The 19,208-nt window shown below is 71.1% G+C and carries 15 protein-coding genes; 7 read left to right on the top strand and 8 right to left on the bottom strand.

The annotated features are described in order from the left end of the window. Positions 1-5 precede the first annotated feature (5 nt). The 3 genes from GT755_RS15645 (at position 6) to GT755_RS15635 (ending at position 3,896) form a co-directional block, all read left to right on the top strand. Positions 6-2,360, top strand: a complete 2,355-nt coding sequence (locus GT755_RS15645) for a DNA internalization-related competence protein ComEC/Rec2 (protein WP_161480424.1) — start codon at positions 6-8, stop codon at positions 2,358-2,360. Positions 2,361-2,377: 17 nt separating this feature from the next. After that, positions 2,378-3,343, top strand: a complete 966-nt coding sequence (holA, locus tag GT755_RS15640; RefSeq protein WP_161480423.1) for a DNA polymerase III subunit delta — start codon at positions 2,378-2,380, stop codon at positions 3,341-3,343. A 64-nt stretch (positions 3,344-3,407) separates the two neighbouring features. Beyond that, positions 3,408-3,896, top strand: coding sequence for an HAD domain-containing protein (locus tag GT755_RS15635; protein ID WP_161480422.1), 489 nt, complete (start codon positions 3,408-3,410; stop codon positions 3,894-3,896). 147 nt (positions 3,897-4,043) lie between these two features. Here the strand turns inward: GT755_RS15635 and GT755_RS15630 are convergent, their stop codons facing one another. From GT755_RS15630 to GT755_RS15605, 6 genes are all read right to left on the bottom strand, one after another. Next, positions 4,044-4,730 (bottom strand): ABC transporter ATP-binding protein, encoded by a 687-nt coding sequence (locus GT755_RS15630; RefSeq protein WP_161480421.1) that lies wholly within the window; start codon positions 4,728-4,730, stop codon positions 4,044-4,046. Continuing rightward, positions 4,727-5,650, bottom strand: a complete 924-nt coding sequence (locus GT755_RS15625) for an ABC transporter ATP-binding protein (RefSeq protein ID WP_161480420.1) — start codon at positions 5,648-5,650, stop codon at positions 4,727-4,729. Before GT755_RS15625 ends, GT755_RS15630 begins: the two co-directional genes overlap by 4 nt. Continuing rightward, complete coding sequence (locus GT755_RS15620) at positions 5,647-8,316, bottom strand: ABC transporter permease family protein (protein ID WP_161480419.1); 2,670 nt, start codon at positions 8,314-8,316, stop codon at positions 5,647-5,649. The genes GT755_RS15625 and GT755_RS15620 overlap by 4 nt, the downstream gene beginning before the upstream one ends. Further along, positions 8,317-11,541, bottom strand: a complete 3,225-nt coding sequence (locus GT755_RS15615) for an FtsX-like permease family protein (RefSeq protein WP_161480418.1) — start codon at positions 11,539-11,541, stop codon at positions 8,317-8,319. A gap of 219 nt (positions 11,542-11,760) precedes the next feature. Beyond that, complete coding sequence (rpsT, locus tag GT755_RS15610) at positions 11,761-12,030, bottom strand: 30S ribosomal protein S20 (protein ID WP_030450756.1); 270 nt, start codon at positions 12,028-12,030, stop codon at positions 11,761-11,763. A gap of 78 nt (positions 12,031-12,108) precedes the next feature. Then, positions 12,109-13,113 (bottom strand): glycoside hydrolase family 18 protein, encoded by a 1,005-nt coding sequence (locus GT755_RS15605; RefSeq protein ID WP_161480417.1) that lies wholly within the window; start codon positions 13,111-13,113, stop codon positions 12,109-12,111. A 74-nt stretch (positions 13,114-13,187) separates the two neighbouring features. Between GT755_RS15605 and lepA the strand changes: the two genes are divergently transcribed. From lepA to GT755_RS15590, 3 genes are all read left to right on the top strand, one after another. Then, entirely contained in the window at positions 13,188-15,017 is a 1,830-nt protein-coding gene (lepA, locus tag GT755_RS15600) for a translation elongation factor 4 (protein ID WP_161480416.1), read from the top strand. 112 nt (positions 15,018-15,129) lie between these two features. Next, a complete protein-coding gene (locus tag GT755_RS15595; protein ID WP_161480415.1) occupies positions 15,130-15,348 on the top strand; it encodes a hypothetical protein in 219 nt (72 codons plus the stop codon). Between the two features lie 10 nt (positions 15,349-15,358). After that, on the top strand, positions 15,359-15,754 hold the full coding sequence (locus GT755_RS15590; RefSeq protein ID WP_202610048.1) for a type II toxin-antitoxin system VapC family toxin: 396 nt from the start codon (positions 15,359-15,361) through the stop codon (positions 15,752-15,754). Positions 15,755-15,812: 58 nt separating this feature from the next. On the opposite strand, the gene GT755_RS15585 is transcribed toward GT755_RS15590, so the two are convergent. Continuing rightward, positions 15,813-17,078, bottom strand: a complete 1,266-nt coding sequence (locus GT755_RS15585) for a glycoside hydrolase family 18 protein (RefSeq protein WP_161480414.1) — start codon at positions 17,076-17,078, stop codon at positions 15,813-15,815. Positions 17,079-17,198: 120 nt separating this feature from the next. Between GT755_RS15585 and hemW the strand changes: the two genes are divergently transcribed. After that, positions 17,199-18,416, top strand: a complete 1,218-nt coding sequence (gene hemW, locus GT755_RS15580) for a radical SAM family heme chaperone HemW (protein ID WP_161480413.1) — start codon at positions 17,199-17,201, stop codon at positions 18,414-18,416. Here the strand turns inward: hemW and GT755_RS15575 are convergent. Continuing rightward, positions 18,400-19,206, bottom strand: a complete 807-nt coding sequence (locus GT755_RS15575) for a DUF3097 domain-containing protein (protein ID WP_161480412.1) — start codon at positions 19,204-19,206, stop codon at positions 18,400-18,402. The genes hemW and GT755_RS15575 overlap by 17 nt on opposite strands. Between the last annotated feature and the right edge of the window lie 2 nt (positions 19,207-19,208).

The raw sequence follows: 19,208 nt of genomic DNA, 5'->3' as shown, positions 1-19,208 counted from the left end.
TTCGTATGAGCAGCCGCCCGCGCCCCCGCAGGGCCGTCGACCTGCGTGAAAGGGTCAAAGCGCGAATCCAGCAGCGATCCGACCGCTACCGCCCCAAACGCCCAAGAGGCGACGACGAACTCCTCACCCCACCCGCCAACGTCTGGCAAGGCCACTCCGTCGAGCTGGTCATCCCCGCCATAGCGGCATGGCTCGCCGCGCTCCTCCTCATCGGCCTCCCCGCCTGGGCCTCCTTCCTCACCGCCGGAATCTTCGTTCTGATCGCCCTCTCCAGGAAGCGGATCCTTGTCGCGGTCGCCATCGCGGGTTGCGCCGTCTCGGTCGTGGTCGGCCTCAAAGTCCACGGCGTCACGTCAGGCCCGCTGGCGGAGATGGCGAAAAGGAACGCCACCGTCTCAGCCGAACTCGTCGTCTCCGCCGACCCAAGGGTCAAGGGCGAGCTCGTCTTCGTCGAGGCCCGCATCATCGCCGTCAATCAGCTGAGGCTCGACGCCCCCGTCCTCGTCTTCGCCCGAGGCGACACCTGGCCCACCCTTCTCCCCAGCCACCACGTCAAAGTCTCCGGCCGTCTAGGCGTAGCGGAACCCGGAGAACTGCTCGCCGCCGTCTTCATGGCCCGAGGCGACCCGGTGGTCCTCACCCCGCCGTCGACGTCCCACGGCATGGCGGGCGCCATCAGGTCCGGTCTGAGAGAGGCCAGCTCCGTCCTGGCCCCCGCCGAACGCGGACTCCTCCCCGGCCTGGTCGTCGGCGACGTCACCAACCTGAGTGAAGACGTCAAAGCCGACTTCAAGACCGCCGGTCTCTCCCATTTGACGGCAGTCAGCGGGGCCAACCTCGCAATTATCGGCGGCGCCGTCCTGCTCCTCGGGCGGCTCGTAGGTCTCACCCTCGTCTGGCGGGCCGTGCTCGTGGTGGTCGCCATGGTCGCGTTCGCGTTCGTCGCCCGTTTCTCGCCCAGCGTGCTGCGGGCCCTCGTCATGGGTACCGTCGCCGCGCTCGCCCTCGGCGCCGGCCGGCAGAAGGACGGCGTGTCCGCCCTGTCGGTGGCCGTCCTGCTGTTGCTGCTGTTCAATCCCGGTCTCGCCAGGGAGTTCGGCTTCGCCCTCTCCGTCTCGGCGACCGCCGGGATCATCCTGCTGGCCCCGTACTGGCGGGATCGTATGGCCACGAGGATGCCCCTCTGGTGCGCCGAGGCGATCGCGGTGCCGGCGGCGGCGCAGGTCGCGGTCACGCCGATCCTCGTGCTCATGTCGGGGGAGATCGGGCTCGTCGCCATCCCCGCCAACCTGCTGGCCGGTCCCGCCGTCGCGCCGGCCACGATCATCGGCTTCCTCGCGGCGGTCACGGCCCCGATCAGCATGGACGTCGCCCAGCTGGTCACCCGGCCGGCGGGACTGGCCGTCGGGTGGATCATCCTGGTCGCCGACCGGGCGGCCGACGTACCGGCCGCGACCATCGGGTGGCCCGGTGGTCTGCTGGGGGTGGCGCTGCTCGTACCGCTGGGGATCGCCCTCTGGCATCGGGGGGCCAGGCGCGTGAGTCTCGCCGTCGCGGGCGGGGTGCTGGTCGCGACGCTCGTGGCGGGGCCGGTGGTGTCCGGCTGGCCGCCCAGTGGGTGGTTCATGGTGATGTGCGACGTCGGGCAGGGTGACGCGATCGTGCTGCACGCCGGGGAGGGGAAGGGGGTCGTCGTCGACACCGGGCCCGAACCCGATCTCGTGGACGCCTGTCTCGACCGCCTGGACGTCGACGCGGTGCCGCTGCTCGTGCTGACCCACCCGCACGCCGACCACACCGGCGGGCTCACCGGGGTGTTGCGGGACCGGCCGGTCGGTGCGGTCGTGGTCAGCCCGAAGCGGGTCGTCAGTCCCGAGCTGGCCGCGCGGCGCATCCCCGAATGGGTCGTCACGCCCGGTACCACCTGGAGGTTCGGCGATCTCGTCCTCACCGTCGTCGCGCCCGCGCCGGACGCGCCGTCCAAGGGCGCCGGCGAGGGGTCGGTGCTGAACAACGCCAGTGTGGTGCTGCACGCCAAGTGGCCGGGCACCTCCGCGCTGCTCGCGGGCGACCTGGAGACCGAGGCGGAGTCCGCTCTCGTACGCACTCTCCCGCAGGCCGACATCCTCAAGGTCCCCCACCACGGCAGCGCGCGGCAGGACCCCGCCTTCCTGGCCGCCGCACGTTCACGGCTGGCCCTGATCAGCGTGGGCGCCGGGAACGACTACGGCCATCCGGCCGACTCGACCCTCGCCACGCTCACCATGCTCGGGGCCCGGATCCACCGCACCGACGTACAGGGCGACATCGCGGTCGTGGCCAGGGAGGGCGTGCTGGCCGTGGTCGCGCGGGGGCCGTGATGTGGCATGCTGCCGGGATGGGGAACGCCGCGCCGGTGACGCTCGTGTCGGGTGACGAGGAACTGCTCGCCGACCGGGCGGTCGCGTCGGTGGTCTCCTCCGTACGCGCCGAGGAGCCCACCGCCGAAGTCCACGACCTCGTCGGGGGGAAGGTCGAGCCCGGCGAGCTGACCCGGCTGATGTCGCCCTCCCTCTTCGGCGACCGGTCGGTCGTGGTGGTGCGCAACGCCCAGGACCTGACGAAAGACGTCATCACGGAGACGGTGAAGTACGCCGCCCATCCGTCCGACGACGTGACCCTCGTGCTCGTCCACCCGGGCGGCGTGAAGGGCAAGGCCCTGGTCGACGGGCTCAAGAAGGCCGGCGCGCAGGTGGTCACGGTCGCCAAGCTCACCAAGGCGGGCGAACGCATCGACTTCATCCGCAACGAGTTCCGCGGTCTCGGCCGTACGATCGCGCCCGCCGCCGCCCACGCCCTGCTCGACGCGGTCGGGAGCGACCTGCGCGAGCTGGCGGCGGCCTGCAGCCAGCTCGCGTTCGACACCCAGGAGAAGACGGTCGGCGAGGCCGCCGTGGCCCGCTACCACCGCGGCCGGGCCGAGGTGAGCGGCTTCAACGTGGCCGACATGGCCGTCGAGGGCAAACTCGCCGAAGCCCTGGAACAACTCCGCTGGGCCCTGTCGACCGGCGTGGCCCCCGTCCTGATCGTCAGCGCCCTGGCGGGCGGCCTGCGCAGTCTCGCCAAGGTGTCGGGCGCGCCGAGGAACGCCAACGAGAACCAGCTCGCCGGGCGGCTGGGCATGCCCCCCTGGAAGATCCGCAACGCCCGCCGCCAGCTCAACGGCTGGGGCCCCGAGGGCCTGGCCCGCGCGATCCAGGCGGTGGCGACGGCCGACGAACAGGTCAAGGGTGGCGGCACCGACGCGGCCTACGCCCTGGAGAACACCGTCCAGACGATCGTCCGCAGCCGAAACGGCCGCTGACTCCCGGCGTGGTCAAGTGCACAAGTGCGCCGACCTCCAGCCGGATGCCGCTTATGCTCCACCAATGCCCGCCGATCTCCCGATTCTGTTCCTGGACGTCGACGGCCCCGTCATCCCCTTCGGCGGTCACCACTCCACCCGCAACTCCCACGCGTCGTCACGGGAGAACCCGTTGCTCGCCCGCGTCGACCCGGCGCTCGGTCCCAAGCTCGCGGCGCTGCCCTGTGAACTCGTCTGGGCGACCACCTGGGCGTCCCACGCCAACGACGTCATCGCGCCGATCCTCGGCCTGCCCGACCTGCCCTACGTCGACTGGCCCGACGCCGACGAGCAGGGCGAACTCCACTGGAAGACACGCCACCTCGTGGAGTGGGCGGCAGATCGCCCCTTCATCTGGGCGGATGACGAAATGACGGACATCGACCGCCGCTGGGTGGCCCGGCATCACCCCGCCCCGGCTCTGCTCCACCAGGTGTGTCCCCGCGACGGCATGACAGACGCCGACATCCGACTCATGAGCGTATGGCTCACCCGTCCGCGCCGAGCGGGGTGAGGCCGGTCGCAGTGAGGACCCAGGCCTGACCGGCGGTCACGTGACCACCGTTCCTGAGATGGGGTGACCGACGTGGCGAGGCATCGCATTGGTCGTGAGCGACCGATACGCCCAGCCCTCGCCGGTATCTCGCCCGCCCGCCAGCCCTCAGGCCGCCGACGTCTCGGCCTCCAGGAAAACCCCGTCCCGCAGCTCCAGCACCCGATCCGCCAGCGTGATCAGACTCGGGTCGTGCGTGGCCACCACCGCGGTGACACCCTCGCTCCGCACCAGCGCCCGCAGCAGTTGCATGATCTGCCGCGCCGTCTGCGAGTCGAGCTGCCCCGTAGGCTCGTCGGCGATCAGCAGCTTCGGCCGGTTCGCCAGCGACCGCGCGATCGCCACCCGCTGCTGCTGCCCCCCGGACAGCTCGTAAGGCCGCTGGTTGGCGTGCTGCTCCAGTCCGACCAGCGCCAGCAGCGCCCTGACCCGTTCGTCCCGCTCCGCGGGCGCCGTCCGGCTCAGCCGCATCGGCACCCCCACGTTCTCGGCTGCGGAGAGCACGGGGATCAGCCCGAACGACTGGAACACGAACCCGATCACGTCCCGCCGCAGCTCCAGGAGGCCCGCCTCGGGCAGGGCCGTGACCTCCTTCCCGTCGACGAAGACCCGGCCCTCGGTGGGCGCGTCGAGCCCGCCGAGCAGGTTGAGCAGGGTCGTCTTGCCCGACCCCGACCGACCGCGGATGGCGATCAGTTCGCCGGGGGAGGCGGTGAAGGACACCCCCCGCAACGCCTCCACGCCACGCGGATAGACCTTCCGCAGACCTTCCACCACGACAAGCGGTGCGCTCATTCCCCGTTCTCCTCACCAGCGCCGGCCGGCCACACCCCGATGTGGTCGCGTTCGAGTTCGAGACGTACACGCCGTTCCATCTCCAGCGCGTTCATGAAGTCGCGCGGCAGTTGCAGCCGCCCCACCCGGTCGAGCACGGCGTACTCCTCGGCGATCACGTCGCCGTCCTCGGAGGTGCGCCGCAGGGTCTCGCTGGAGGTGCGGCCGTCGCGGATGCCGACGGTCCGGTCGACCTGCTCCGAAACCAGGGGGTCGTGGGTGACGATCACCGCCGTCACGCCGAGTTCCCGGTTGGCCCGTCGCAGCGCGCCGAAGACCTCTTCGGAGGTGTCGCTGTCGAGTTCGCCCGTCGGCTCGTCGGCCAGGATCACCTCGGGGGAGTTGGCCAGGGCGACGGCGATGGCCACGCGCTGCTGCTCGCCGCCGGACATCTGGCCGGGCCGCCGTGGGGCGCAGTCGGCGACGCCGAGGAGTTCGAGCAGGTCGTCGGCCCTGCCGGGGGCGGCCTTCTGCCCGGCGAGCTTCATCGGGAGCAGCACGTTCTCGCGTGCCGTCAGGTAGGGGAGCAGGTTCCTGGCCGTCTGCTGCCAGATGAAGCCGACCACCGACCGGCGGTAGCGCAGGCGGTCTTTGGCCGTCATCGACAGCAGGTCCATCCCGGCGACGCGGGCCAGGCCGGCGGTCGGGACGTCCAGGCCCGACAGGACGTTCAGCAGGGTCGACTTGCCCGAGCCCGACGCGCCGACGATCGCGATCAGCTCGCCCTTCTCGATCAGCAGGTCGAGGCCCTGCAGGGCGACCACTTCGACACCCTCGGTCTTGTAGATGCGGACCAGGTTGTCGCACAGGATGTGGGCGTGCTCGCCGAACGCGGGCGCGCGCCGGGTCGCCTGGGCCTCCAGGTCGGACAGTGTGGTCATGAGGATTCCCCCACTCGGAGTGCGGTGGTGACGCGGCGGCCGGCGGTCGCGTGGGCGAAGGCGCCGAGGATCGAGACGGCGGTCAGGGCGGCCGCCAGCAGGGCGGGCGTGGTGAAGGTCAGCGGGAAGTCGGTGACGGCCAGCCCGGCGAACGACGACAGGTCGAGGCCCGGACCGATGACCAGGGGCAGCACCAGGCCGAGCGCGAGGCCGGCCACGGCGGTCAGCACGATCAGGGGGGCCACCTCCAGCACGGTCAGCGTGCGGGCCTGCTGCTGGGACAGGCCCAGCGTACGCAGGAACGACAGCGCCTTGGCGCGGTCGGCGGAGCCGATCACCAGGGCCACGACCACGGCGATCAGCGCGTAGGAGCCCATGGCCAGGGTGGCGACCGTGAAGGCGACCGTGATGGCGCCGGTCAGCGGGGTGTCCCGGATGTTGTCCAGCGCGGTCGCGTAGGTCTCGATCTCGGCGTCGGCCAGGCCCACCGTGCGCTCCAGCGTCGCCCGGTCGACGTCGCCGTCGATCAGCAGGATGTTCGTGTACGTCCGCAGCCCGGCCCGCTTCGGCCCGTCGAACGGCATCACGATCAGGTTCTCGCCCGGGAACGACAGTCCGGGCAGCTCGTCGAGCCGCCCCATGTTGCGGATCGTCATCCGGGTGTGCCACCCGACCTCGATCTCCTTGTACGGCACCAGCGTCGCCGACACCAGCGCCGGCACCCCGAGCCCGCGCGGCGGGTCGGGCACCGTGAGGGGTGTGCCGTCGACGAGCTCGCGGTAGTCCTTCAGGTCGATGGAGAGCACCGTGGCCCGCATGCCGCCGACGCCGACCTGGACGTTGCCCTTGCCGGCCCGCAGCACCGAGGTCACCCCGGGCAGCGCCTCCACCTTGGCCACGACGTCCTCGGGGATCTCGGCGGACCGCTCGATCCGGGCCGGCGCGCCGACGTCGCGCCACGCGGCCCGGCTCTGGGTGTCGCCGATCGCGCCCGACACCAGCGCCCCGAACACCGACACGGCGAGTGCCGGCAGCAGGATCAGCACCGGCAGCGCCGCCCCGCCGCGCGACCGGGCGGCCAGCGTCAGGCCGAGGAACGGGACCGCCCCCGGACGCCGCCCGGCCAGCCGCGTGACCAGCTTCAACGGCAGCGGGTAGAGCCGCAGCGTCAGGATGCCGGCCGCCAGCGCCAGCCCGGCGGGCGCCAGCACGAGGAGCGGGTCGGCCCCCCGTTCCTGCGCCTCGGTCGCCACTCCGCGTGTGCGCAGCAGGTAGGCCCCGCCCACGCCGAGCAGCACCACGAGGAACTCCAGGGCGATGCGGCGCGGCGACGGACGTGCCGACACGAGGTCGGCGCGGGTGTCCTTGAGGGGACGCCGGTGCGCCGGCGCGAGCCGCCCGGCCGCGAACAGCAGCGTCGTCAGGCTCAGCACGACCGGCACGACGTGCGCGAGCGGCGTCGACGGGCCGGGCACCAGGTATGACAGCCCGTAGCCGGCCAGCGCGGCGGGCAGCACCGCCAGCGCGACCACCGCCACCCCGGTCCGCACCACGTGGGGCAGGGAGGCGCCGCGGGCGCGTACCAGCGAGAAGCCCGCGCGCATCCGCTCGGTGAGCAGCTGCACGGCCAGCGCCAGCACCCCGAGGGCCACCACCGCGAGCCCGCCCAGCAGCAGGTAGAGCAGGGTCTGGGCGGTGCGGAGCACGACGAGGAAGTCGCCCAGCACCCGGTCGAGGCCGGTCCAGAGCTGGAAGCGGAGCTCCAGCGGGTTGCCCACCCCGCCGCCCGACAGGTCGCCCAGGAAGCGCTGGTAGTCGGCGATCTCGGCGATCATCGCCGGGGCGACGGCCGCCTCGACGCGGTTCCGGTCGACGCCGTAGACCCACCAGTAGCTGACCTCGCGGCGCTCGTCGAGCTTGGCGAGACCATCGTCGCTGATCAGGCCGGCGGTCAGCCACTCGGTGTCGGTCGAGCCGGGGATGGGGCGTTCGACGACCCGGGTGACCTCGCCGTTGTGCTCCCAGTAGGGCTCGGCGGCGTCGGTGAGCTCGTAGAGGCCGGTGACCCTGGCCACGACCGGGTAGCTGTTGCCGAGCAGCAGGGTCGCGCCGACGTCGATGCCCATCTCGTCGACGACCTCGGCCACCAGGCCGATCTCGATGACCGTCAGGTCCCTGAGCTCGGGCCGGCCGGGCACCCCGGCCAGCGTCGACGACGCACCGGGCGGTTCGCCCTTGACCCAGTTCACCCGGGAGGCGGCGTCGGGCAACCAGGCGAAGTCGACGTACTGGTTGCTCCGCCGGGAACCGCCGATGCGGTCGCTGACCGGGGTGCCGGTGGTCTTGGCGCCGAAGTGGGAGGTGCCCTGCCCGAGCGGGACGATCAGCTTCCGCAGCTGCGCCGGAAGACCCTTGGCGATCTCCTCGTACCGGTTGCGGAACTCGGCCGGGTGGGTGAGCAGCGCCTCGGACACGATCGGCCGCCCGGTCACGCCGAGGTCGGCCGTCTGGGCGGAGACGTCGCCGAGCATGCCGTGGACGGCGTCGTCGTAGGCCCGCTCGTAGCCCCGGGGCAGCACCGCGAGCAGCAGCGACGCCGACAGGCTCAGCAGCGCCAGCACCAGGGCGGTGCCCCGGTGCACCTTGACGAGCTGCCAGACGTTCACTCAGTCCTCCCCGATGCGCAGTGCGCGGCCGAGACCCTGGCGGCGGAGCGTGCGGGCCAGGCCGCCGACCACCGCGAACAGCAACAGCGCCACCGCCGCGAGCAGGGCGGCCGTCGCGCCCCACGGGATGTCCAGCAGCACCCCGGGCGTCACCGCGGTCGCCTGCCCGGTGAGCACGATGTGCGGCACGACGAGGGTGGCCACGGCGACGGCGAGAGCCGTACCGCCCACCAGGGACAACCCGATGATGAAGGTCTGCTCGACGGCGAGCAGCCCGAAGACCTGGTTGAAGCTCACCCCGAGCGCGCGCAGCAGCGCGAACTCGGTGGTGCGTTCGCGCGCCGCGACGGCCGCGTTGACGAGGAAGCCGAGCACCGCGAACACCAGCGCCGCCGCGAAGCCCAGGATCAGCGCGCCCTGCAGGCCGCTGGCCAGCGGGTCGTCCTGGAGCTGGCGGGTCAGCGCCGCCCGCGACACGATCGTCTGGTCCCAGTCGATGTGCCGCCGCATCTCCGCCTCGGCCCGCGGGCCGTCGGCGGCGAGCCACCACTCCGTGGCGGCATGGGGCGTGTACGCCCCCGCGAGGTCCCGCGCCTGGACGGTCTCCAGGTCGGCCAGCACGGCCGGCTGCCGGCCCTCGGTCCCGGGCATCGCGTCGAGCACGGCGACGGGCGTCACCGGGGTCGGCGTGCCGTCGATCGCCATGGTCGTCGTCTTGCCGATCACGAGCTTCGAGCCGGCGGCGAGGTCGGCGGTGACCGCGACCGGCAGGGGGGTCGTGGCCGCCGGTCCGGGCAGCAGCGCGATGTGCTCCCACTCGAGCGGCGCGTCGGCCGGGTGGGAGGCCGGCCGCCCGGTCGCCAGCGTCAGGAACCCGCCGGGTGTGACCGAGGGCCTGTCGAGGTTCTGCTTGCCGCGCTGCGCGACCGTCCAGGAGGGCGCCTCCAGCGTGGTCCCGGCGTCGGTGGTGACGGCGTCGACGGTCAGCGTGATCGGGCTGCCCTCGGGCGGGATCGGCACGTCGAGCAGCACGCCCTCGATCGTCAGCGGGTAGGCGATGGCGCCGGAGCGCCCGCCCAGCGCCTTCAGGTCGGCCGTGACCCGGTGGTGGCGGCCGTCGGGGGTGAGCAGCTGGGTCCAGACCTCGGTCCGGGTGCCGAGACGGTCGCGGACCACCAGGCGCAGCGGGATGCCCCGGTAGTCGTCCGCGCGGGCCGGGTCGCCGAGGGTGAGCCGGGCGCCGAGCGTCAGGGCCGCGGGTTCGCCGGGGATCGTGATCGAGGCGGGGTCGGGGCGGGCCGAGGACAACTCGCCCGCGAGTTCCGGCACGGTCATCGGGGTCAGGTCGGGACGCAGGTGCAGCAGCCCGTCGAGGCGCTCGGCGTCGGCGGCCAGGAACACCGCGTCGTCTCCGCCGAGTTCGACCGTGCCGCGGTAGACCGGGCTGACCCCGGTGACGCCGGGCAGCGCGGCGTAGGCGCCCGCCCGGCCGAGCGGGCCGAGTTCGACGTCCCCGACCGGCCCGGCGACCCGCAGGTCGGCGGCGGCGATGTGGCGTGCCTGGTCCTCCTGGGACCCGCGCCAGGTCGCCGCGGTCGCGATCGACACCACGCCGATCGCGATGGCCATCGTCAGCAGCAGCACCGGGCCCGAGTAGCGCAGCGGGCGGCGGCTGACCTGCCAGGCGCCCAGCGCCGGCGCGAGACTGGACCTGCGGCTCGTCCACCGCTCGGCGATGCCCGAGACGATCGGAACGAGCCGCAGGCCCAGCATGCCCCCGCACAGAAGGGCCAGTGCCGGTCCCGTCACGATCAGCGGGTCGATGCCGAGGGCGCCGCTCGTCGTGGAGGTGACCGGAGAGCCGTACCGCTGGAGTTGCCAGACCGCGAGCGCCGCGACGACCAGCAGGACCAGGTCGCCGCCGGCGCGCTGGACGATGCCCTGCTTCTCGCCGCGCCCGCGGGCCGACTGTTCTTCGACGTACGTCCGCCGCGCCCCCCGCCAGGCCGGCAGCGCCAGCAGGACGGCGCACGCGACGGCGACCCCCGCCGAGATCAGGAACGTCGACAGATCGGGCGTGGGCGTCAGCCGCACCCCGGTGGCCCGCAACCACGGCAGCGACCCGACCAGCGTCAGCACGGGCGGGGCCAGGAACGGCGCCACGATCGCGCACGGCAGCGCCACCAGCAGCGACTCGGCCCCCGCCAGCAGCCCCAGCCGCAGCGACCCGGCGCCGCGCGAGCGCAGCAGCGCGACCTCCATCCGCCGGTGGTCGGCCAGCAGCCGCGCGGTCAGCATCAGCGCGTACGCCGCCAGCACCAGCAGCTGCAGCACCGGCACCAGCATCGTCGAGCGGGCCACCAGCGCGGCCTGGTCGAGCTGGGCCAGCATCTCGGGCAGGTTGCTGACCGCCGCGCAGCCCGAGCACTCGCGCTTGAGGTCGTCGTTGAGCGCGGCCACCGCGTCGGCGAACGGCCGCAGCTCCTCACGCGGCAGGTCCCGCAGGTCGGGCACCGCGAACCAGGTCGCCGTCACGTTGGTCGCGAACCGCTGCACGAACGTCTCCGGCGCCACCATCAGCGGCCCGTACGTCGTGTAGTTGCGGATCTCCGATCCCCGGCGCAGCAGTTCGTCGCCGTTCCACCGGTCGCTGTAGGGGTCGGTGAGCCGGAAGATCCCGCTGACCCTGACGTCGACCGGCTTGTCGTCGAGCCGCCCCGTGATCGTGAAGGTGGCGCCGCTGGTCAGGTTCATCGTCTGGGCGGCCGGCTGCGACACCACGACCTCGACGGCCCCGGACGTGGAGGCCGCCGGCCAGGCGCCCTCGACGAGCTGGGCGTGCCGGTCGAGCTGCTCGTAGGTCGCGAACCGGGTCAGCTCGGGCTGCTCCCGCTTCTCCTGGCCGGGCATCGCGTAGGAGTCGGACCGGATGCCGACCGTGACCTCGGCGGGCACGTCGCCGTAGGTCGCGGCGAGCCGCCCCCGGACGAGGGCGTCGCGCTGGGGGAAGGTCGTCGCGTCGACCGGCGTGGTGACCTTGGCCGAGGTGGTCCTGATCGGGGCCGTCTCCATGGTCCGGCGGACGCCGACCTCGGCGACGGTGACGGCGTACATGATCAGCGCCACGAGCGCCGTGGTGGCCAGCAGGATCGAACCGAACGCGGCGACGAGGAGGAGCGGCTGGCTGAGCGCGCGCCGCAGGACCAGCGGAATACGCCCCCGCATGTACCGACTCCCATCGTCTTTGCCGTTGTGCGGCACACGATAGGGGAGCGGGCACTCTTGACGGCCGGTCAGGGAAGACGGTGACCTAGCCGGTACGCTGCGGCGATGCCAATGTGATATCGAAAACGTGACATATTACGGGTTGAATCCCGACAACGACGAAAGCCGTGCCCCGATGGTATCGGGGCACGGCTTCCGGATGTCGCTGAACGCAGACCTTTAGTTCGCCGCGAGGGCGGCGGCGCGCTTGGCGATCGCCGACTTGCGGTTGGCAGCCTGGTTCTTGTGGATGACGCCCTTGCTCACGGCCTTGTCGAGCTGGCGGCTGGCCGCCTGCATCGCCGCGGTCGCCGCGGCGGCGTCACCGGACTCGGCGGCCTCGCGGAACTTGCGGACAGCCGTCTTGAGGGACGACTTGACGGCCTTGTTGCGCTGCCGGGCCTTCTCGTTCTGCCGGTTGCGCTTGATCTGGGACTTGATGTTCGCCACGAAGAAGCCTCGAAATGAAGTCTGGGTTTCGGTATGGGTCGCGCTGGCTCGGTGAGAGGGCGTGCCATACGCAGTTGTCTAGGATACCAGCACCCATGACTCGCGGTACTCCCTCCAATCCTCCTCCGTGGCGGCGAAATCGACGTAGAGGGCCAGGCCGGTGTCCTTACGCGGAGTCTCGCTGATCACCAGCCGGAGCCCCTCGGCGGCCATCTCCACACTCTCGGCGTAGTCGCTCACGCCGACCTTGTGGTCGTGGTAGGCCGGGGCGCCGATCAGCACGCCCGTCGATTCGGGGGCCAGCGCGAACGCCTTGCGGGCCTGGCGGGCGACCCAGCCGCCGTACACCGTCTGGAGGGGCGTCCACGAGTCGTAGGTCATGATCGCGACCTGGTCGACCCGCTCGGCCACCTTCTTGAAATAGCCCTCCGACCAGTACTTCCCGTGCCCGACCACCGCGTTCCAGCCGGTCACCGCGCCGGGGAAGGGCTCGATCTGGTGGCTCGCGATGGAGATGCGGGCGTTCGGAACGGCCCGCCGTGTCTCCTCCAGGAGCTTGAGGTAGGACGCGTCGCCGTCCACGACCGGCTCGAAGTTGTAGTGGACGCCGTCGTAGCCGAGCGCGACGATCTCGCGTGCCCCCGCGATGACGTTGGCCCGGGTGGCCGGGTCGTCGAGGTCGAGGAAGCCCGCGTCGTCCTCGTTGACCGTCTGCCCGAGCCACGGCAGCACCCGCACCCCCGGCAGGTGCGTGCGCGCCCAGGCGAGGAAGTCGCGCGACCCGGGGTGGCGGGCCGGATCGAGCCGCCCGTCGGCGCCGTAGGGCCCGGAGTGCACGAACACGTCGCGCATGTGGGTGAGACGCGGCTTCAGCGCTTCGAGATCCTCCTCGGTACGCCGCCCGTCGACCCACATGTGCCCCATCCACAACGCGTCGGTGCCCGCGGAGCGCGCCGTGGCCGAGGGAGTGCCCAGGTAGTCGAGCCGTAAGACGGCCATCCCGGTCACCGCCAGGACCAGCGGGACGGCGACGAGAACCGACAGGCCGAGCAGCACACGGCGGCGGGTGGTCGAGGCAAGCATGGGGACATGCGACCATGGAGGGTGGCTGCTTCGCCAGCCGTCGATCGCCTCAATCCCAGTTGAAACGGACTTCGGTGCGCACTCAGACCGGCCAGACCGACCCCGCGTTGATCCGCAACTTCTGCATCATCGCGCACATCGACCATGGCAAGTCAACGCTTGCCGACCGGATGCTCCAGATCACCGGAGTGGTCGACGACCGGTCCATGCGCGCCCAATACCTCGACCGGATGGACATCGAGCGCGAGCGCGGCATCACCATCAAGTCCCAGGCGGTCCGGCTGCCGTGGAACGGCCACGTGCTCAACATGATCGACACGCCCGGCCACGTCGACTTCACCTACGAGGTGTCGCGGTCGCTCCAGGCGTGCGAGGGCGCGGTCCTGCTGGTCGACGCCGCCCAGGGCATCGAGGCCCAGACGCTGGCCAACCTCTACCTGGCCATGAACGCCGACCTCAACATCATCCCGGTCCTCAACAAGATCGACCTCCCGGCCGCCCAGCCGGAGAAGTACGCCGAGGAGCTGGCCGGCCTGATCGGCTGCGACCCCTCCGACGTGCTGCGTGTCTCGGGCAAGACCGGCGTGGGCGTCAAGGAGCTGCTCGACCACGTGGTCGACACCATCCCCGCCCCGGTCGGCGACGCCGACGCCCCCGCGCGGGCCCTGATCTTCGACTCGGTCTACGACACCTACCGGGGCGTCGTCACCTACGTCCGCGTGATGGACGGCCACCTGGGCAAGCGCGAGCGCATCCTCATGATGTCGACCCGCGCCCAGCACGAGACCCTGGAGATCGGCGTCATCAGCCCCGAGCCGCTGCCCTCGGCCCTCGGCCTCGGCGTCGGCGAGGTGGGCTACCTGATCACCGGCGTGAAAGACGTCCGCCAGTCCCGCGTGGGCGACACGGTCACCTCGGCCGCCAAGCCGGCCGACGAGGCGCTCGGCGGCTACGAGCACCCGCGGCCGATGGTCTACTCGGGCCTCTACCCGATCGACGGCGACGACTTCCCCGAGCTCCGCGAGGCCCTCGACAAGCTCCGCCTCAACGACGCCGCCCTGGTCTACGAGCCCGAGTCGTCGGCGGCCCTGGGCTTCGGCTTCCGCTGCGGCTTCCTCGGCCTGCTCCACATGGAGATCGTGCGCGAGCGCCTGGAGCGCGAGTTCAACCTGGCCCTGATCTCCACGGCCCCCAACGTCATCTACCGCGTCATCATGGAAGACGGCACCGAGCACACGGTGACCAACCCCTCGGAGTTCCCCGAGGGCAAGATCGCCGAGATCTACGAGCCGACCGTGAAGGCGACCGTCCTGGCCCCCGCCGAGTTCATCGGCGCCATCATGGAGCTCTGCCAGGGCCGCCGCGGCGCCCTCCAGGGCATGGACTACCTGAGCGAAGACCGCGTCGAGATCCGCTACACCCTGCCCCTCGGCGAGATCATCTTCGACTTCTTCGACCAGCTCAAGTCGAAGACCCGCGGCTACGCCTCCCTCGACTACGAGCCCTCCGGCGAGCAGGACTCCGACCTGGTCAAGGTCGACATCCTCCTCCAGGGCGAGGCCGTCGACGCCTTCTCGGCCATCGTCCACCGCGAGAAGGCCTACGCCTACGGCGTCGACATGGCCAAGAAGCTCAAAGACCTGATCCCGAGGCAGCAGTTCGAGGTCCCCATCCAGGCGGCCATCGGCGCCCGCGTGATCGCGCGCGAGAACATCCGCGCCATCCGCAAGGACGTGCTCGCGAAGTGCTACGGCGGCGACATCTCCCGTAAGCGCAAGCTCCTGGAGAAGCAGAAGGAGGGCAAGAAGCGCATGAAGATGGTCGGCCGCGTGGAAGTCCCCCAGGAGGCCTTCGTGGCAGCGCTCAGCACCGACTCGAGCGGCGCGGAGAAGGCCAAGAAGTAGCGGCAGATTGCGGCGACTTGTGGCAGATGTCGCGACAGATTGTGGCAAGTAACGGCAGATAAGACGCCGGAGCTGCCGTGAACGGCTGCGGGACGCTCATACAATGCCTGGTATGAGCGTCATGCGGGATGAACTCCACGAGCTGGTCGACGCGCTGCCTGAGGAGAAGGTCGCGCCGGTGCTACGGCTTGTCCGCGATCAACTTGACGACTCGCCCAAGGACCGGGACCTTTCAGCGTTGATCGGGCTTATGGACGCCGAGCCCGATTTCGCCGAACGGTCGGAAGATTTCCTGAAGTCAGGGGACAATCACTCTTTGTATTGTCGTTGACACGGGACCCTTGGTCGCGCTTTTCAATCGCTTCGACCGGTACCACGCGGTCTCTACCCATCTTCTGGAGCGCCACCCTGGCCCGCTGCTGGTCCCTGGGACCGTGCTCCTAGAGGTATGCCAGGTCCTTGAGAAGCGAGTCGGGCACAAGGCCGAGGCTAGGTTTCTCGAGGTCTTCAGCGACACGGGTTTCACTCTGGTCGATCTCGTCGAAGACGATCTGCGCCGGATGAGCGCTCTGGTCCGGCGATACGCCAGCCTCCCGCTAGGAGCGGCTGACGCTTCGGTGATCGCCGTCGCCGAGCGATTGGACGTCCCCACCGTCGCGACCCTCGATCGACGCCATTTCACCGTGGTGCGGCCCTGCCACGTTGACGCGCTCGACCTACTTCCGGTCGAGCTCTAACACGAACGAGAAAGGGCCGGAGCGCGACCCAGTTGCGCTCCGGCCCTCGTCGTTCAGGTCAGCGCAGGACCTTGTACAGGGCGGACGTCAGGGACGCCTTGTTGTCGTCCTGGTCGATCGACCACATCATCGCGCCGCCGAGGCCCTTCAAGCGGATGTACGCCGCCTTCTCGACCAGCGAGATCGGGTCGTCGTAGGACCAGAACTCGTTGCCGTCGTACAGCCAGACCGCGCCGGTCAGCAGGTCGCGGTGGCGCTTGCCGGGCTTGGTGACGATGTCCTTGTAGTCCTCGGTGCCGGGGGCCCACTTGCCGGGGGCGGGGCCGGTGGCGGGCTTCCACAGGCCGTTGCCGCCGGCGGTGACGCCGGTCCAGCCCTGGCCGTAGAACGGGACGCCGACGACGATCTTCTTCTTGGGGGCGCCGCGGGTCAGGTAGTCCTTGACCGTCTGGTCGACGCTGTACTTGACCTCGTTCGGGTCCTTGCGGTCGGTGAACAGGTTGCCGTTGTGGCCGGTCACCTGCTCCCACGAGCCGTGCAGGTCGTAGCCCTGGATGGTGGCGAAGTCGAGGTAGGAGAAGACCTTCTTGACCTCGAAGCCGGCGTCGATCTTGGCGGCGGCGGCGGGGAGGAAGGCGGTGAGCTCGTGCTTCTTGTTGTACTCGTTCATCTGGCGGCGCAGCTCGGCCAGGAACAGCGTGAAGTTCTGCTTGTCCTCGGGGCGGATCACGTTGCCGACCTCGCCGGACGAACCGGGCCACTCCCAGTCGAGGTCGATGCCGTCGAAGACGCCCGCGCCCGCGCCGGGGGCGGCGCCGGGCAGGTTGCCCTTCAGCCACAGGTCGACGCACGAGGCGGCCAGCTTGGTGCGGGCCTCGGGGGTGAGGACGGCGTCGGAGAACCACTTGGAGCCGGTCCAGCCGCCCAGCGAGATGAGGACCTTGAGGCTGGGGAACTTCGCCTTCAGCTTCTTGAGCTGGTTGAGGTTGCCGGCGATGGCGCCGGTGCCGTCGTCGGCCACGCCGTCGACGCTCTGCTCGGCCGGGACGGGGCGCTGCCAGTCGGCCCACGGGTCGGCCGAGTAGCACTCGCCGCCCTGGTTGACGAAGCCGAAGGCGTAGTTGATGTGGGTGAGCTTGGTGGCGGCGCCGGTCGTCACCATGTCCTTGACGTGGTAGTTGCGGCCGTAGATGCCCCACTGGATGAAGTAGGCCACCCGCTTGTACCCCGAGCTGCCGGTCGAGGCCTGGGCGGGAACGGGCGCGGCGGTGGCGACGAGGCCGGCCACCAGGGCTAACAGGAGGGGGGTGCGAAGTCTCGGCACTGTTGTCTCCGCTGCTAGGAGGCATTTCTTATAGGAAAGTTTCCTGTAAGTTTGCCGGGATCATAAATGGGGCCACGGGACCGCGTCAATGAACCTCCCGGCATCGGGCAGACTGGGCGGATGCCCTCCGTGCTCCCCGACGGCGAACCCGTCCCCACGTCCGGTGAACTGCCGTCCGCGGCGCTCGCCGCCCTGGGCGAGCGCCCGTTCGGTTTCTACGTGCACGTCCCGTTCTGCGCGAGCCGCTGCGGCTACTGCGACTTCAACACCTACACCGCGTCCGAGCTGGGGTCCGGGGCATCGCAGAGCGTTTACGCCGACACCGCGATCCAGGAGATCCGGCTGGCCCGCCGGGTGCTCGGCGACGCCGACCTGCCGGTCTCGACGGTGTTCTTCGGCGGCGGCACCCCGACGCTGCTGCCTCCCGGCGATCTCGTACGCATCCTCCGGGCCGTCAACGAGGAGTTCGGGCTCGACCACGACGCCGAGGTCACCACCGAGGCCAACCCCGAGTCGGTCGGCCCGCGCGAACTGGCCGTCCTTCGCGAGGGCGGCATCAACCGGATCTCCTTCGGCATGCAGAGCGCCCGCGACCACGTGCTCCAGGTGCTCGACCGGCGGCACACGCCGGGGCGCGCGGCCCGATCCGTCCAGGAGGCGAAGGAGGCGGGGTTCGGCCACGTCAACCTCGACCTCATCTACGGCACCCCGGGGGAGACCGACGACGACTGGCGGGCCTCGCTCGAAGCGGCGATCGCGGCCGGCCCCGACCACGTGTCGGCCTACTCCCTGATCGTCGAGAGCGGCACCCGCCTGGCCGCGCGGATCCGGCGCGGCGACCTGCCCATGCCCGACGACGACGTCGCCGCCGACCGCTACCTGATCGCCGACGAGCTCCTGACCAAGGCCGGCTTCTCCTGGTACGAGGTCTCCAACTGGGCCACCAGCGAGAAGGCCCGCTGCCGCCACAACCTGCTCTACTGGTCGGGCGCCGACTGGTGGGGCGCCGGTCCGGGCGCCCACAGCCACGTCGGCGGCGTGCGCTGGTGGAACGTCAAACACCCCTCGGCCTACGCCGCCCGTCTCGCCCAGGGCCACTCGCCCGCCCACGCGCGGGAGCGGACCACGGCCGAGGAGCGCACCCTCGAACGGGTCATGCTCGAACTCCGCCTGGTCGACGGCTACCCCCTCGACGACCTGGCCCAAGAGGTCAGGCCGGCGGCGGCCAAGGCGCTGGCCGGCGGGCTGCTCGACGTCGAGGCGTTCAAGAGGGGCCGCGCCGTGCTCACCCTCCAGGGCCGCCTGCTGGCCGACGCGGTCGTCAGAGATCTGACGTGACGAAGTCGATGAGCTCCTCGACCCGGCCCAGCAACTCGGGTTCCAGGTCGGCGTAGCCGCTCACCCGGCCGAGGATGTGCCGCCACGCGTCCGGGGGCTCCATCCGCCAGCCCAGGGCGGCGATCACGCCCTCTTTCCACGGCACCCCGCGCGGCACCTCCGGCCAGGCCCGGATGCCGACGACCGCGGGCTTGACGGCCTGCCAGACGTCCACGAACGGATGGCCCGTCACCAGCACGTGAGGGCCCGCCACCTGGGCGGCGATCCGGCTCTCCTTGGAGCCCGGGACGAGATGGTCGACCAGCACGCCGAGCCGCCGGCCGGGTTCCGGCGCGAACTCGGCGACGATCTCGGGCAGGTGGTCGACGCCTTCGAGGTATTCGACGACCACGCCCTCCACCCGCAGGTCGTGGCCCCAGATCTTCTCCACGAGCGCGGCGTCGTGCACGCCCTCGACGTAGATCCTGCTCTCCTTGGCCACCCGGGCCTTCAGGCCCTCGACCGCGATGGAACCCGAGGCGCTGCGCCTCGGGCCCCGCGGCCCCGCCTGGGGACGGACGAGCGTGACCGGTTTCCCCTCCAGGAGGAAGGCGGCGGGTTCCAGGGGGAACAACCGTCGCCGCCCGAACCGGTCCTCCAGGGTGACGGCCTCCTTGTCGCAGGCCACCACCGCCCCGCAGAACCCGTCGTCGGCCCACTCGACCACGAGGTCGAGCTCGGCTGGGATCTGCGGGATCGTCCCCTTCTTGGGGCGCCGCCAGTCTCCGGAGAGCACGTCCCGCTCGTACATGC

The organism is Herbidospora solisilvae (genome assembly GCF_009901565.1).
Taxonomy (GTDB): Bacteria; Actinomycetota; Actinomycetes; order Streptosporangiales; family Streptosporangiaceae; genus Herbidospora; species Herbidospora solisilvae.
This window is presented reverse-complemented; position numbering and strand designations above follow the sequence as displayed.

What these genes read in the sequence shown, in the direction of transcription:
- GT755_RS15635 (WP_161480422.1), top strand. Translation starts at nt 3,408, where the DNA reads ATGCCCGCCGATCTCCCGATTCTGTTCCTGGACGTCGACGGCCCCGTC.
- hemW (WP_161480413.1), top strand. Translation starts at nt 17,199, where the DNA reads ATGCCCTCCGTGCTCCCCGACGGCGAACCCGTCCCCACGTCCGGTGAA.
- holA (WP_161480423.1), top strand. Translation starts at nt 2,378, where the DNA reads ATGGGGAACGCCGCGCCGGTGACGCTCGTGTCGGGTGACGAGGAACTG.
- GT755_RS15625 (WP_161480420.1), bottom strand. Translation starts at nt 5,650, where the DNA reads ATGACCACACTGTCCGACCTGGAGGCCCAGGCGACCCGGCGCGCGCCC.
- GT755_RS15615 (WP_161480418.1), bottom strand. Translation starts at nt 11,541, where the DNA reads ATGCGGGGGCGTATTCCGCTGGTCCTGCGGCGCGCGCTCAGCCAGCCG.
- GT755_RS15595 (WP_161480415.1), top strand. Translation starts at nt 15,130, where the DNA reads ATGAGCGTCATGCGGGATGAACTCCACGAGCTGGTCGACGCGCTGCCT.
- GT755_RS15645 (WP_161480424.1), top strand. Translation starts at nt 6, where the DNA reads ATGAGCAGCCGCCCGCGCCCCCGCAGGGCCGTCGACCTGCGTGAAAGG.
- GT755_RS15575 (WP_161480412.1), bottom strand. Translation starts at nt 19,206, where the DNA reads ATGTACGAGCGGGACGTGCTCTCCGGAGACTGGCGGCGCCCCAAGAAG.
- GT755_RS15630 (WP_161480421.1), bottom strand. Translation starts at nt 4,730, where the DNA reads ATGAGCGCACCGCTTGTCGTGGTGGAAGGTCTGCGGAAGGTCTATCCG.
- GT755_RS15605 (WP_161480417.1), bottom strand. Translation starts at nt 13,113, where the DNA reads ATGCTTGCCTCGACCACCCGCCGCCGTGTGCTGCTCGGCCTGTCGGTT.